The following is a 14,834-nucleotide window of genomic DNA, read 5'->3' as shown; positions in this document are numbered from 1 at the left end:
TAGTTACTGTGATAACAAGGTACCGCAAATACCAAGGCTTATTAGGCAATACACTCCCGCTAAAATCATAAATACTTTACCTGCCTTTTTCTTTTTATAATAAAACAAGACAGCTCCTATAAGTATAAATACTGTTGCAGGGCCGAACATTATAAGAAATAAAAAAGTAGCGAGACCATCAAGATTACCAACCTCTAAAATCATATCATTTCGTTTTGTAGTTCTTTTAATCGTTCTATTTTATCATCTCTATAAAATAAGTTCATAGTTTCAAAAGGGATGATTTTAAATTCTTTGTTTACAATGTGTACACAAGATTTCTTAATGGCACGGACATCAAAATTATGGGCATCTATAAATTGCATAATGATGATGCGAAACAGGTTATCATATCCAAGTTCTGGGGCGTCAATTTCAGGAAGGCAGCACATAATACTTTTTAAATTTTCCGAAGCTTTTTCAACAGAATTACCTGTACTAAAAAGCTCGATCATTTTACCCTGCAGTTGTTCATCTTGCTCGTAAATAATGGTGTTTTTACCTTCGTTCAATAAATCGTCAGGGTTAATGAACCGTGTTAGCGGATTTACCTCATCGCCTAATTTTAGAGCATATGCCATCACCAAGGCATCGGGGTTACAGGGTACCGGTATTAAATCGTCTGGTTCAAAAATGGGCGATTGCTCTAAAATTTTTCTACGTACTTCAGTTAAGGTAATACGGTTTTCATCTACTTCAAAATTTTCTAATCTACCAGCAATTTGTGTGGGTTGAAAAGTTACGCCGCGCACACATTTTTGTTTTAGGGCAAAGTCTATGGTACTTCCCATTTCATGGTCATTTAACCCCTTTTGTAATGTGACTACCAATGTTGTGGAAAGGTTCAATTGATTTAAGTGATCTAACGCTTGTAGACGAATATCTGCCAGGTCTGCCCCTCTTAAGGTTTGTAGTACATGGTCATCCAAAGAATCAAACTGTAAATACACTTCAAAATCTGGTGCGTAAGTTGCCAATCGTTTCGCAAAATCAAAATCTTTTGCAATTTTAATTCCGTTGGTATTCAACATTAAATGCCGAATAGGGAGCGATTTTGCGTAATCAAGAATTTCAAAAAAGTTAGGATGTATGGTAGGCTCACCACCACTAAGCTGAACCACATCTGGTTCTCCCTCGTTCTTAACGATAACATCTAACATTTTTTTAATCTCCTTTAATGTACGGTGCCTACCATAAGAGGGAGATGACCCCGCATAACAAGTAGGGCAGGTAAGGTTGCAGCGGTCGGTCAGTTCAATGACCGTAAGACAAGAATGTTGCTCGTGATCAGGGCAAAGTCCGCAATCATAAGGGCATCCATAATGTGTTTTTGTATTGAACGTTTTTGGATATTCAGAAGCCTTATTATAGTTCCTTATGTTCTTATAGTACTCAATATCGTCTGCAATAAGCACCTTAGACCTACCATGCTCTCTACAGTTTTTAAGCATATACACCTTCTTGTTCTCAAAAACGATTTTGGCATCTACCCTACGTAAACATTCTGGGCATAGGCTTAATGTAAAATCATAATAGGTATAGTTTTTTTCTGACATATGTTATTCCCCGTAGGATGAATTTTTGGTAGTACACCAAACAAATTAGACATAATATTTGAATACTACTTAGCCCTAAGAAATAAAAAGAGTTGGGTTTTAGAAATTCAATACCGAACCGAAGGGAGAAATAGGTAACCATAAAGAGCTTAAAAATATCTCCGTTTTTAAAAGTAAGATTTAATTTTTGTAACCTTTTGATGATGATGAAAAGCACGGATAAAAACAGCACTTCATATAGTGCAATAGGGTGTCTTAAAACACCATCACCTAAGTCCATACCGGTAAAAAAGGTAGTTTCTTTTCCATAGGTAAACTCTTTAACACCCGCTAAAAAGCAGCCAATTCTGCCTATGATAATACCTAAGATGATAGGCAGTGTAAACAAGTCTCCAGACGAATGTTTTTCGCCAATAATCTTCTTCGCAAGCTCCACACCTAACAAGCCACCAAAGAGTCCGCCCATTATGGTTTTATTGTTTAGGTTATAAAGCAAACCTTGATCTATGTGGGCTATAGGGTTTTCAAAAAACGCCGCTAATCTTGATAAGAACAGCGCCCCAAAAATAGCACCTATGATTATGGAGAGTCGGTTATTGGAAGAAATGACATCAGCGCTCTTTTTCCGTAGAAATACATAGTATCTAAACCCTACAAAAAAAGCTAGGTACTCCAGAATAAGGTGCATGTTTAATTTTACACCAAATACAATAGGCTCAAAAGGTAGCGAGACAATAAGTAGCGTTTGGGTCATAAAGTTATTGTCAAAGCTTTATTTAAAATTTGAAATATATTTAGATGCGTATATAAATACTTCATTGGGACACTAATTTACGCCGTTTATACTAACAAGTGTTTAACAAGTAATAATAGCCTGTAATACCATAGAATTTATCAAAAAGTCTAAGTAATGCCCTTCCCGTATTTTTATATAACTTTGCAACCCAAAATTAGACAGCAGTGCCCAAGATAGGAGACATACAACTACCTGATTTTCCGTTGCTTTTAGCGCCAATGGAAGATGTAAGCGACCCACCATTTAGAGCCCTTTGTAAAGAGCAAGGAGCTGATGTTGTGTATACAGAATTTATTTCTTCGGAAGGATTGATTCGTGATGCCGCAAAAAGCGTTATGAAGCTGGATATTTATGAAAAGGAGCGCCCAGTAGGTATTCAAATTTTTGGTGCCAATTTAGACAGTATGTTACAATCTGTAGAGATTGTAGAAAAGTCAAAGCCCGATATCATTGATATTAATTTTGGTTGCCCGGTAAAAAAAGTGGTGTCTAGAGGAGCGGGAGCCGGAATATTAAAGGATATTGATTTAATGGTCTCTTTGACCAAAGCTATGGTAGAGCATAGTAATTTACCCATTACGGTAAAGACCAGATTAGGTTGGGACGATAGTAGTATTAAAATTGTTGAGGTTGCAGAACGTTTACAAGATGTAGGTTGTGCCGCAATTGCAATACATGGAAGAACCCGTGCACAAATGTATAAGGGAAGTGCAGATTGGAACCCTATTAGAGAGGTAAAGAATAATCCAAGAATGCACATACCTGTATTTGGTAACGGTGATGTAAACTCACCAGAAACAGCCATGAAAATGCGTGATGAATACGGATTGGATGGCGCCATGATCGGTCGTGCAAGCATAGGTTACCCTTGGATATTTAGGGAAATAAAACACTTTTTTGAAACAGGAACCCATTTAGCACCCCCAACAATGGCAGAGCGTGTAGAAGCTGCGCGTCGTCATTTACAAATGTCTATAGATTGGAAAGGGGAAACTTTGGGCGTGTTTGAAACAAGAAGACATTACACCAATTACTTTAAAGGAATTCCTAATTTTAAGGAGTATAGAATGAAAATGGTAACCAGTGATGATTCTGCTTCGGTATTCGCTGCTTTTGATGAGGTGTTGCAAAAATTCGGCGATCACCAATTTACCAATGCTTAGAGGTCTACCAATTTCTTATTGATCCGGCTACTTGCAATTTTAGAAGCAATAACGCCCAATACAAAAATGGTTGCCAGTACTATGACAATATTGATAAATTCAAACTTTACCGGATAAGCTAAAGTAGCCGTTATTTTTAGCCAACTAAAAGCAAGTTGAGACCATACAATGAGCACGCCCAGCAAAACACCTATTAATCCGCCAAAACCGGTAACTAGAATGCCTTGTACAAAATAAATACGGCGCAATTCTTTGATCGTAGTACCTAGGCTGTACAGAGTTTTAGAATTCTGTTGCTTGTCTAAAATCATCATGATAATAGCGCCTACCACATTAAATAAGGCAATGATAAGTACCAAAGTGAAAATGAGATACGTAGCCACGTTTTCCGTATTCAGCATTTTGTAGAGTGTACTGTTCAGTTGCTGTCTGTTTTTTAGTTGAACGTCATCACCCAATATAGATTGAATCTCTGCGCGTACGGCACTTGGCTCTACGCCTTCATCCATCTTAAAATTAATACCGGAAATGGAAAGCGAATCTTTTTCCAATAAAGCTTGTGTCAATCGCAGATCGGCAAAAACGTATTTATTATCCAAATCAGCCTCTACGGCATACACGCCACCAATAACCATGGGCAATTGATTATAGAGCGATGAAATACTTTGTTGCGATATAGAACCCTTACCAGGTTTAAAAGCATAGATCTGCATAGGACTCCGAAACTGGTTGATGGTTACCCCTAATATGTTGGCAATACCTAAACCAGAAACAACTTGAGTATCGTTAATGGTCCAATCGCCAATGTAGAGTGTACTATCAACTCCAGTTACTTTAGTGTAATTACTATCAACGCCTTTTATATAGGCAATATGGTTTTTGCCTCGGTGCTCAAGAGATACCTTTTCTTCTATTTCTTTAGAGAAAAATGCTAGTCCGTCAACAGACTGCAAGCGTTCTTCCTGTTCAGGAGTAAGGTTGAAAATCTTTCCGGTTATGGGTGAAGCTTTTAAGTCTGGGTCAAAAGATTCGGTAAACGAAAGGCTAAAAGTTTTTAATCCGGCGAATGCAGATAATACAATAAATAGAGCAGCAGAGCCAATGACTATTACTAAAAAAGTGATAAAATTAATAATGTTGACCGCGTTCTGGGTACTTTTAGAACGCACATACCTTTTAGCGATATAGAGAGGAAAGTTCAACCGATCAGCTCTTTTTACGTTTGGGTAACAAATCTCTGTTCTCTATTGGGTTTTCTTCGCGCTTCAATGACTTTTCAATGTTTTCTATATAATCTAAAGAATCATCCAAATAAAACAATAACTCAGGTACTCTGCGTAATTGGTTACGTGTACGTTGAGAAAGTTCGTGTTTAATTAGGGGTTGGTTAGATTTTATGCCCTCCATTAACTCTCCAGCTTTCTCATTAGGGAAAATGCTCAAGTAAATTTTGGCGATAGAAAGGTCTGTTGTCACCGAAACCTTAGATACGGAAATAAGGGTATTACGTAACCCGCCATCTATAGCGGCCTTTTGTAGAATGTCTACAATATCCTTTTGAATGACCCCAGCTATTTTACGTTGTCTTTGCGTTTCCATACTGCAAAAATACATAGAAAAATGTATCTTAACCCCTCTATAATACACTCTGAAGTAAATAAGGCATGAAAAAGATCGAACATTTAGGTATAGCGGTGAAGAACATGGAAGATTCTAATGCGCTTTTTGAAAAATTATTGGGTGTTGCACCTTATAAACAAGAAGAGGTAGCTTCTGAGGGTGTAATGACATCTTTCTTTAAAACCGGACCTAACAAAATAGAGCTTTTATCTGCCACAGAACCTAATGGACCTATAGCCAAGTTTTTGGAGAAAAAAGGAGAAGGCATACACCACGTAGCTTTTGAAGTGGAAGATATCGTATCAGAAATGGAACGCTTAAAAGCTGTAGGTTTTACTTTATTGAATGAAAAACCTAAGAAAGGGGCAGATAATAAGCTAGTTGCCTTTGTACATCCTAAGACTGCAAATGGGGTGTTGGTAGAGTTATGTCAAGAAATTAAAGAGTAAGCTTTATTTTGTTTGTGACAGTTAAAAATAAGTAGTAATATTGCATCCGCAATTCGAAGGTTTTGTAAAAACTGGTTTGAGCACCGGTTTAAATCGAAATACGATATTACAGAACAACATATAGAATTGTTACCGGTCCTATAGCTCAGCTGGTTAGAGCACCTGACTCATAATCAGGTGGTCCCTGGTTCGAGTCCAGGTGGGACCACACATAAAACTCCTTTAAAATCACTAGATTTAAAGGAGTTTTTTTATTTTCTAATAGGATAATACCTCGAGGCTTACCTCATTAATCAATGTTAAAGTATAGAATCATCTTTTTAGAAAAAATTTTCAATTGACTTAATTGATTTTTAATAGAGTTAGTTTTATATGCAATCACTTGTTAGCATTAAGAAATATTACTATTTAAAAGTAAAATATTCATGTTTTATGGTCTTTTTCAAAACCTCTGTTTATCAACAATAATACTGAGTTATTAACATATGTTCTGAGTTTTATATGGTGACTACATGTCTTTCTGGTCCTTTTCTGGTCCTTTATGGTCTTTTCAAAAAGAGTATTATTCTTTATTGTTTTCCATTTGTTGTAGACCTATATGTAGAGCCTTACTTAAGACCTCCATACTTTTAATATAATTTTCTCCTATATCATAGTAGGTACCTTTTCCAATACCACTTTTTTTCAATTCTTTATTTTCTACTAGCTTACTGACAATTATTCTTACCTGTTTTCTCGAAAGTCTACCTTGAAAAAGATCTACAAAATCTTTCATTTTGGCTTTTTCAAACTTTTTTAAATGTTGAAGAATTACTATAAATGCTTGATCCTTATCCCAATTGGTTTTACTATACTTGCCTTTTTCATCTGAAAATTCGTAGTATGCCTTTGATAAGACGTAATATGTACCTTTTGTTTTTCCTCGTTGCTCAATTAACTCTCTAGATAAAAGTTGCTTAATTATATTCTTATCGTATATAAAGTTTGTTGTGACTTTGCGAATATGGTTTAAGTGGATTATTTCTTGTACAGAAAGTTTATTATCATCATTTAATTCTGATTGAACAGATTCAATAAATAATGCAAATGCTTTATCTTCAATAATAGCTGATAAGCGTAATTCTACCTGAAAAGCATCTGATTTTGAATAATCTGGCTCACTTTTACCTTCTTTTAATGTTTGATAATAAATTTTATCAATTCCCTGACCGGAACGTTCTACAATACCTGTTTTTTGAAGAACATCTGTTAATAATCTATTTCTAGGAGTACTTGAAATAGTAATCAAATTTTCCAAATTTACTCCAACAGGAAATCCACCAGGGCTTATTATATCTAATCTTGAATCATACTGTTTGATTACGGTTTCACTGGTAAGACCATAATTTCGATGAGCAATAGCATTATTAATTGCTTCACGAATAACTTCATTATTAAAATACGGTATATTAAAAATAAATGGCCCTTCTTGTATTGGAAAAGATCCATTTCTTAAATTAATTTTTTCCCAAAGAGAATCTGTTTCTAGGAAAAATGGCCCGGAAAAAGAATGTCTTTGGTCAAATGTTATTTTCCCTTCATCTTTTCGATACTCCAGCATTATAGATGCTTGTGGAATATTCTTTCGTATAATATTTTTTTTACCCAATAATATAACTGCAGCATTAGTTACCTTGTCATCTATAACTAAATTAAGATCAGTTAAAACTTGTTCTTTTGATAGAGTCAAAAATTGTGTATTGTTCTGCTTTTTTGAATATGCTTCTTTCATCTTTCTAATCGCATCATCGTCTAAATCATTTAATGTCAAACCAAGGCAAATTTTTTCCGAAAAGTCAGGTTCCTGTTCTTGAATGATTTTCAGGTATTGTGCATCTGACATTGGCTTTAACTGATCTCCTACTCTCATAAGTGGGACATCTTCAAATTTAAATACTCTTCCAATAGGTCTAGATGGGATTTCAATAACTAATACCCTTTTACCGTTTTGATCGAAAAGTTCTTTTGTTAGCACTCTGATACCAGTATCTCTATATATATTACTTTCTAATTCTCCAGTAGTATTTTCATTTTGTTTTGAGCCAACAACGATATGTGGAATACTTTCTTTTATGCCAAAAACTAGATAACCTCCTCCTTCATTTGCAAAAGCAATAACATACCCTAAGATACAACGTCTTCTTTTTGAAATATCTACCTTGCCACCTCCATTGTATGAAATATTTCCTCCTGATGCTTCCTTAAATTCAACTTTGTCTTCGGACTCTTTTAGTCCTATTAATTTTTCTATATTCATGTATTGAATTCTTTAAATAAATTTAAGTAGAATTATCTTAAATCTTTATGATTTGAACACTTTGATTTAATTTGAATTTTTAATTAGAACGAGTTATTTTTTAAATATTACTAGTTTATTAAATAATCTTTTAAATTTTGGATAAACCATTTCCTCAAAAACACCCCCATCAAATCACGAACTCTGAAATTAACATTTCTTTTAACATAATCTTTGTTTGTAAGATTTACGCAACTCTTTACTATTTCTTAATTTCCTAGTTCAAACAAACTAATTCAAAAAATGACTACAAAAAACTCTTGGTACAAGGCGGCATTGCTGACCCTTGTACTAGCCATTTCGTGTATGCCCATGACCATAGCGCAAACCGTACCTTCACCAGAAGACGTTTTTGGTTTTAAAGTTGGTGCCGATTATAAATTGGCAGACTACAGCCAAATTGAAGACTATCTTTCTAAACTAGACGCTTCATCTAATCGTGTCAAAAAAGTAGAAATTGGAACTACGGTACTAGGTAGAAAAATGTATATTCTGTTTATTTCTAGTGAGGAAAACCTAAAAGATTTAGATAAATGGAAAGATATTAGTACCAAACTTGCCCGTGTTCAGGTTTCTGACGAAGAAGCCATGAAATTATCCGAGGAAGGAAAAGCAGTGGTTTGGATAGACGGCGGTATGCACTCTACAGAGTTGGCGCACGGTCAAATGACCTCTGAGTTTGCATATACCTTGGCTACCTCAGAAACCACCGAGATTAAAAAAATTAGGGATAATGTGATTACGATATTAATGCCGGTAATGAATCCTGATGGGTTGGATATTGTCGTAGACTGGTACAAGAAGAATTTGGGTACGGCTTATGAGACGTCAAGACCTCCAGTTTTATATCATTATTACATGGGGCATGATAATAACAGGGATTGGTTTATGAATACCATGCCAGAAACTTATAATGTAACGAAGATCTTGTACAATGAATGGTATCCGCAGATAGTATATAACCACCATCAATCTTCACCATCTTGGACAAAAATATCATTACCACCATATGCAGATCCCGTAAACCCAAGAATACACCCGGCAATCACTGCCGGCGTAAGTGAAGTAGGCTCTGCAATGACCAAAAGGTTTTCATTGGAAAATATGCCAGGTGCCATTGCCGATAACTTTTATACCATGTTTTGGAACGGTGGTGGGCGTACCGTGCCTTACTACCACAACATGATCGGTATTTTAACCGAAGTTGGGCATACATCGCCAACGCCAAGATATTACGATCCAAAAAAATTACCGAAAACGGTAGCAGGTGGCACACCTACAGATGGTACCGATATTATGTACCCGGACCCTTGGAAAGGTGGCGAATCTCATTTTCGGGATGCCGTAGACTATATGCTGACCGCAACTTGGGCAACTCTGGATTTAGCAGCTGATCGTAAGAGCAACTACTTGTACAACATCTATAAAATGGGAGCTTCGGCAATTGAAAAATCAAAAGAGGAAGGTCCGTTCGCATATGTTATAGCAAAAGAGCAGTGGGATGCTTTTGAAGCTGTAAACCTGGTAAACGTATTGTTAAAGGGCGGAATTGAAATTGAAAAGGCCACTAAGAATTTTGAGATCAACGGAAAAAAATATGAGAAAGGTTCGTATGTAATTTACACTGCACAAGCCTTTAGACCGTATTTAATGGATTTGATGGAAAAGCAGAATTACCCAACGCGTTTTCAATATCCAGGCGGTCCACCGGACACTCCTTATGATTTAGCCGGTTGGACATTGCCTATGCAAATGGGTATTGCAGTAGATAAAATTGTAGAACCGTTCAAGGTAACTACAGAAAAAGTGATAGATGCTGCACCGTACTATGAAGGTAGCGTAAAAGGGAATGCTTCCTTTGGATATCTATTAAGTGCCAATAGTAATGCATCTGTTGCTGTGACCAATAAAGTATTAAAAGCAGGCGGTACGGCACATAAAACCAAAGCAGCGTTTAAATCGGGTAAAACGGAGTATCCTGCTGGGTCATATATTGTTTCAGGTAGTAGTGCAGCTATACATGACTTAGCGGCAGAATATGGTTTAAATATTGTTGGATTATCTGCTGAGCCAAAAGTGGAAATGACCAAGGTACATACGCCAAAAGTAGGATTGTATAAATCTTGGGTATCCAATATGGATGAAGGGTGGACACGCTTTATCATGGATGAATATTCGTTCGAGACCGATACGCTTCACGATACCGACATACAAACAAAAGATTTATCGCAGTATGATGTACTGATCATACCATCGCAACGCGCAAAATCAATTTTACATGGTAACTCACCATTAAAAATGCCAGAGAAGTTTACAGGTGGTATTGGTTTAGAAGGTTCGCTTGCCTTGAGCAACTACGTAAAAAATGGCGGTATTTTAATGGCTTTTGATGCTGCCAGTAATTATGTGATAGAGCAATTTGGTTTACCTTTAAAAGACGCTACGGAAGGTACAGATAGCAAAGAATTTTTTATACCGGGTTCATTGATCAAGACAGGTATAGATACCACGCATCCGTTGGCATTTGGTATGCAAGATACCGTTGCTGTATCCTTTAATAAAAGTCGTGCCTTTGTTATTGATAAGCAAAGTAAAAAGGGCGAAGGTGGTACAGAAGATATAAAAGATGCACCTGCTCCAGAAGTTGAGGTAATTGCCACCTATGCGGAGAAAGACCTTTTAATGAGTGGCTGGGCAATGGGCGAGAAAAAGTACATTGCTAAAAAACCAGCTATGGTCAAAGCAACATACGGTAAGGGTTCTGTTGTGTTGTTCGCATTTAGACCACAGTTTAGAGCACAACCAAGAGGTACCTATAAACTAATATTCAACACTATTTTTGAAGGAGCTTCAGAATAGTATCAAGTATATGAATTAACATAGGTTAAAGTGATATAATCTTTCAATAGCAGAAAGGGTAAATACCAAAAATGCCCATCGAATTTCGGTGGGCATTTTTAATTATAACAAAAACTGAAATAAAAATTCAGATTTTAGAAAGTAGCCTAAATAGCTGCTTTCTTGCTTTTTAAGTAGTTTTTATGATATGAACTTCAATTAAACTCTAAAAACCGATTTTTGTATTTCCCAATAAAATGTTAAATTGAAGCAGCCCTTAATATTAGTGTACTAAAGTTCCCCCAGAATCTATTAGTGTTGCTCTTTATTAATGGGCTTTTTTATTAACGTACAACTACGAATTAATTAACCTTTACTTTTTACCCCAATTAACGCTACTTTCAAGAAAATCTACTGAATTCGTAACGTAACAGCTATAATTCTAAAAATCCAATTAACTTTTATAGGTATATACCTTACGAGGGTATTTTACCGCACAGAATTCAAAGAATAGTATTAAATTAGGCAAGCACTATATAAAATGCACTTGTAAATAATGGCAAAGATTGAAATTAAAGGTTCCCCCGAAGAGCTAGAAAGAGTAGCTACATTTTTAGCAAACAACAATGTAAAATTTGATATCGCCAATGATTATGGCAATCATTCTTTAGAAGATTTAGAAAAGTATGAGCATCTGAAAACCAGGTTTTTTGACCCAGTTCCAGAAAAATAACTCAGAGGCATGAAAGGCTTACAACAAATAAAATATGAGATAGAATTGTTGACTAGTACTAGCAGCAAAACCGAATTAGAAGTAGTAGATGCGTTACAAAAATATTACTTCAACAAAGCTGTAACGGCAGAGATTAAATTGTACAAGAAGAAAAAGAAAAAGGTAGCTCAAATCACTAAAGACCTTAAAATTAGTCACCGTAGGTTCTATAAGATTTTAGAGGATAAAAAGATAGAATTCACTAAGTACAATAAGTCTAAAGAAGAAACGGCTGAGTAGTTTTCTTTGAGTAGATTCATTGAAAATAACCCAAGAGAAATGAGATTTATAAAGAATATACAAGTATTTCTTATTTCTGTTTGCGTATCTCATGCTGCCTATTCTCAAAAAGTAACAGTGAAAACTCAAGTACAAACTACGGTTAGTATTGAATGTACAGATGATGGCTGTTTTGGCAATTTTTATGGCAAAGAATTTATAGATGGGTCAGATGTTGCTCATCAGTTTTCTAACACCATGTCTGCCAAAGTTGGGGATAAATTAAAGGAACTCTATTCTAAGAATAAGTACGTAAAAGTAGACTTTACGAACATAGATATGTCTACCGAAGGTATGGGTTCTGGTAAGGTGACGTATAAGCTTAAGATTCCATTTGTTACTGTGCTTACGAAATGCGACGCCTATACATCTTTTGATCATGTTGGTGGGTGGAATCACGCTCCTTCATTACTTAGAAGAAAAACGGAGTTGAGTTCTCTTTTACTGCCCGGAGAATCTTTAGATATCAGTAAGCTGAAAAAGACTCCTGAAGGTTTACAGGAATATTGGATTCAATGGAAGAATAAGAACACCCAAAAACGTTGTAACGAATAGCAAGATTTATTTAATAGACCGTCTTAATTATTAAAAATGAACAAAGAATCACTTTCTAAATTAAGTAATGAGAAACTGCTTAAAAAACATACTGCTGCGAAAACTATGGTGTGGCTTTTGGCAATTGTTTTAACAGGCTGTTTACTTTTCTTTATCTACGTTTCTATACAAGATGGGTTTACTCCTTTAGTGGCAGTTCCGTTAGCTTTATCAACTATTATTCCTTTAAATGTAAAGAACATGAATACGTTAAAAAAAGAATTAGATTCCAGAAAATAAGGGTTAAGTTTTAGTCCAGTAATTAGAAAAACAACATTAAGCATTATGAGAAAAACACTGTCAATTATTGGAATGATATTAGCTTTAATAACCATCGCATACAGTTTTTGGGGTATGGGAGATACAGGACGATTCTTCGGTTATGAAATTGATATTTGGATGTACCGATTAATTTGGCTTGCTTTATTTGGAGTAATTTTGAATGGATATTTGCAAGAGCGGAATAACACATGATTATCTTTTAAATTGAACAATAGTTCTGTTTGAGACTTAATTTAAATGAATTACTGGTAATATAGTACCATTTTGTAGCACAAATTGAAATTCCCTGTAAATAATCCCCAAATACTTCAACTTAGTCTTTATATGAGAAAGCGAAAATTAAAAATAAGCGATATCCTATTTGTGGTGTTCATTTTGCTACTGTTGATTCCGCAGACAAGAACACCTATACAGGTAGCGATCAATAAGCTTAAAGTTGCTGTTTGGTCTCCTAGTGTTGAAGATGAAGAAGACCAGAATGAGGTTGCTCCATTTCAATATGCTGTTGTCGATTTACAGGGTAATTCACAAAACATATCAGTAGGTAAAGGCAAGGTTACTTTTATCAGTTATTGGGCAACTTGGTGTCCGCCATGTATAGCAGAATTACCGGGAATTCAAGAGTTATATAAAGACTACGGGGACAAAGTCAATTTTATACTTTTGACCCATGAAGAACCAGAAACTGTGCAGCGGTTTATTAAAAAGAGGGGTTATGAGCTACCTATCTATTTCCCACAAATGCAAGCTCCTTTAATACTGCAAGAAAATAGCATTCCTACCAACTTTGTAATCAGTGCCAACGGAAAAATTTTAATAAAAGAAACCGGTGCCGCAGATTGGAACGGTACAAAAGTACGAGAGTTGTTAGACCGTTTAGTTTCAAAATAAATTAGACTAGGACCTTTTTAATATAATTGCTCATAAACTCTTTTTTTGCCAACGCTTTTTCCGCAAAATCAAATAGACTTTGGCAACGGTCTAAATTCTGGTTTTCGTAAGTTACTTTGTAATACTTGTTGTTATTCAGATAATCCGTAAGTGCCCGTAGACCGTGAATAAATGGCATAAAAACGGCACCTAAGGGTAGGCTCTCTTTTTCTGCGGAAGTAAATATTGGTCCGTTAGCAGCTAGGCCATCTACAAAGGCTTTGAATAATGATTCATTAAAATAAATGAGTTCGTGGTTCTGCTCATCTTCAGGTGCATGGTTAACTACAGTTCTAATGGCATCACCAAAATCATAGAAGAAATAGCCCTTCATAATCGTATCAAGATCAATAAGACACAATGCTTTTTTTGTTGATTTAGAGAATAAAATATTATTCAGTTTTGTATCGTTATGGCAAATTCTAACAGGTAAAATACTAGTATTTAAATTCTGAAGTTCTTTAAGAAATGACTGCGCCTTTTTAATGGCAATGTGGGCAATTTCTTTTTTTTGCGTTTCAGCTTTCCGTAGTGTTTCTTGAAACTCTTGTGTTCTAAAATTTAGATTATGAAATTTGGGCAAGGTATCATTAAATAGTGTCGTATCTGCATGTTGCATGAGCTGATGAAACTTGCCAACAATGCGTCCTGCTTCAAAAGCGGTAGAAGTTTGGGTTGTTGTATTGTAAGTGGAGCTGTTGGGTATGTAGGTCATCATTCTCCAGAAATCATTATCTTGAACTAGATGATTCTTACCTGATAACGTACTAAGAAAAGTAATATGAGCATAATCTTCTGCAGAAAGAAAAGGCAAAGCAAATTGTATATTATCCATTAGAACATCAGCATTCTTAAATACGTGAGTGTTTATTTTCTGAAGAATGTATTGCTGGTCATCGTCATTGGTAACTAAATAGGTGTCGTTTATAAGTCCGTTCGTTAATGGGGTGTATTGCAACGAACCAGTGTTAAGGTTGAACTTGGCAATTATTTTTTGGATAGATTCTTTAGTCATTATAGAGCACTGAAGTTCAAACTTTAAAGGTATTGAAAACTTGCTCATAATTTGTAACAATGTTGGTTGGTCAAATTAACAATTAACAAGAATTTTCTTTATTTTATGCAGTTGGCCTAATAATAATACGATTTGTAGAATTATGCAGTTAGTATTTAATAAATCA

The 14,834-nt window shown here is 35.4% G+C and carries 15 protein-coding genes and 1 tRNA gene; 9 read left to right on the top strand and 7 right to left on the bottom strand.

All coding sequences use genetic code 11. The features are described from left to right. Positions 1-3: 3 nt before the first annotated feature. Genes QZ657_RS07295 through QZ657_RS07285 form a run of 3 tightly spaced genes read right to left on the bottom strand, consistent with a single transcriptional unit; the run spans position 4 to position 2,349 of the window. Entirely contained in the window at positions 4-204 is a 201-nt protein-coding gene (locus QZ657_RS07295; protein WP_291965924.1) for a hypothetical protein, read from the bottom strand. Further along, positions 201-1,595, bottom strand: coding sequence for a radical SAM protein (locus QZ657_RS07290; protein WP_291965922.1), 1,395 nt, complete (start codon positions 1,593-1,595; stop codon positions 201-203). The genes QZ657_RS07295 and QZ657_RS07290 overlap by 4 nt, the downstream gene beginning before the upstream one ends. Next, positions 1,567-2,349, bottom strand: coding sequence for a prolipoprotein diacylglyceryl transferase family protein (locus tag QZ657_RS07285; protein WP_291965921.1), 783 nt, complete (start codon positions 2,347-2,349; stop codon positions 1,567-1,569). The genes QZ657_RS07290 and QZ657_RS07285 overlap by 29 nt, the downstream gene beginning before the upstream one ends. A 206-nt stretch (positions 2,350-2,555) precedes the next feature. Here QZ657_RS07285 and dusB point away from each other — a divergent pair, with 206 nt between their 5' ends. After that, complete coding sequence (dusB, locus tag QZ657_RS07280; RefSeq protein WP_276470613.1) at positions 2,556-3,554, top strand: tRNA dihydrouridine synthase DusB; 999 nt, start codon at positions 2,556-2,558, stop codon at positions 3,552-3,554. Here dusB and QZ657_RS07275 read toward each other — a convergent pair. After that, entirely contained in the window at positions 3,551-4,756 is a 1,206-nt protein-coding gene (locus QZ657_RS07275) for an ABC transporter permease (protein ID WP_291965917.1), read from the bottom strand. The two genes, dusB and QZ657_RS07275, sit on opposite strands and share 4 nt — an antisense overlap. Positions 4,757-4,760: 4 nt before the next feature. Next, positions 4,761-5,153: a 30S ribosome-binding factor RbfA gene (gene rbfA / locus QZ657_RS07270; protein WP_058104613.1), complete on the bottom strand. Its 393-nt coding sequence runs from the start codon at positions 5,151-5,153 to the stop codon at positions 4,761-4,763. Positions 5,154-5,218: 65 nt separating this feature from the next. Here rbfA and mce point away from each other — a divergent pair, with 65 nt between their 5' ends. Further along, positions 5,219-5,623, top strand: a complete 405-nt coding sequence (gene mce, locus QZ657_RS07265) for a methylmalonyl-CoA epimerase (protein ID WP_291965914.1) — start codon at positions 5,219-5,221, stop codon at positions 5,621-5,623. A gap of 134 nt (positions 5,624-5,757) precedes the next feature. Next, positions 5,758-5,831, top strand: a tRNA-Ile gene (locus tag QZ657_RS07260). Positions 5,832-6,185: 354 nt separating this feature from the next. Here QZ657_RS07260 and QZ657_RS07255 read toward each other — a convergent pair. Continuing rightward, a complete protein-coding gene (locus tag QZ657_RS07255) occupies positions 6,186-7,919 on the bottom strand; it encodes an ATP-binding protein (RefSeq protein WP_291965911.1) in 1,734 nt (577 codons plus the stop codon). Between the two features lie 282 nt (positions 7,920-8,201). On the opposite strand from QZ657_RS07255, the gene QZ657_RS07250 reads away from it, so the two are divergent. The 6 genes from QZ657_RS07250 (at position 8,202) to QZ657_RS07225 (ending at position 13,614) form a co-directional block, all read left to right on the top strand. Next, a complete protein-coding gene (locus tag QZ657_RS07250) occupies positions 8,202-10,817 on the top strand; it encodes a M14 metallopeptidase family protein (protein ID WP_291965909.1) in 2,616 nt (871 codons plus the stop codon). 535 nt (positions 10,818-11,352) lie between these two features. Then, on the top strand, positions 11,353-11,529 hold the full coding sequence (locus QZ657_RS07245; protein ID WP_291961851.1) for a hypothetical protein: 177 nt from the start codon (positions 11,353-11,355) through the stop codon (positions 11,527-11,529). Positions 11,530-11,538: 9 nt separating this feature from the next. Then, positions 11,539-11,808 carry a hypothetical protein gene (locus QZ657_RS07240; RefSeq protein ID WP_276470624.1) on the top strand — a complete coding sequence of 90 codons (270 nt, stop codon included), beginning with the start codon at positions 11,539-11,541 and terminating at the stop codon, positions 11,806-11,808. A 39-nt stretch (positions 11,809-11,847) separates the two neighbouring features. Next, positions 11,848-12,402 (top strand): hypothetical protein, encoded by a 555-nt coding sequence (locus QZ657_RS07235; RefSeq protein ID WP_291965907.1) that lies wholly within the window; start codon positions 11,848-11,850, stop codon positions 12,400-12,402. A gap of 36 nt (positions 12,403-12,438) precedes the next feature. After that, entirely contained in the window at positions 12,439-12,681 is a 243-nt protein-coding gene (locus QZ657_RS07230) for a hypothetical protein (RefSeq protein WP_291965905.1), read from the top strand. Positions 12,682-13,047: 366 nt separating this feature from the next. After that, the gene (locus QZ657_RS07225) at positions 13,048-13,614 is read left to right on the top strand and encodes a TlpA family protein disulfide reductase (protein WP_291961847.1); all 567 of its coding nucleotides are present in this window, start codon (positions 13,048-13,050) and stop codon (positions 13,612-13,614) included. Position 13,615: 1 nt separating this feature from the next. Here the strand turns inward: QZ657_RS07225 and QZ657_RS07220 are convergent, their stop codons facing one another. After that, positions 13,616-14,716 (bottom strand): phosphotransferase enzyme family protein, encoded by a 1,101-nt coding sequence (locus QZ657_RS07220; protein ID WP_291961845.1) that lies wholly within the window; start codon positions 14,714-14,716, stop codon positions 13,616-13,618. Positions 14,717-14,834 lie beyond the last annotated feature (118 nt).

Source organism: Maribacter sp., from assembly GCA_020629415.1.
Taxonomy (GTDB): Bacteria; Bacteroidota; Bacteroidia; order Flavobacteriales; family Flavobacteriaceae; genus Maribacter; species Maribacter huludaoensis.
The sequence above is the reverse complement of the archived record's forward strand: the minus strand, read 5'-3'. Positions and strand labels throughout refer to the sequence as shown.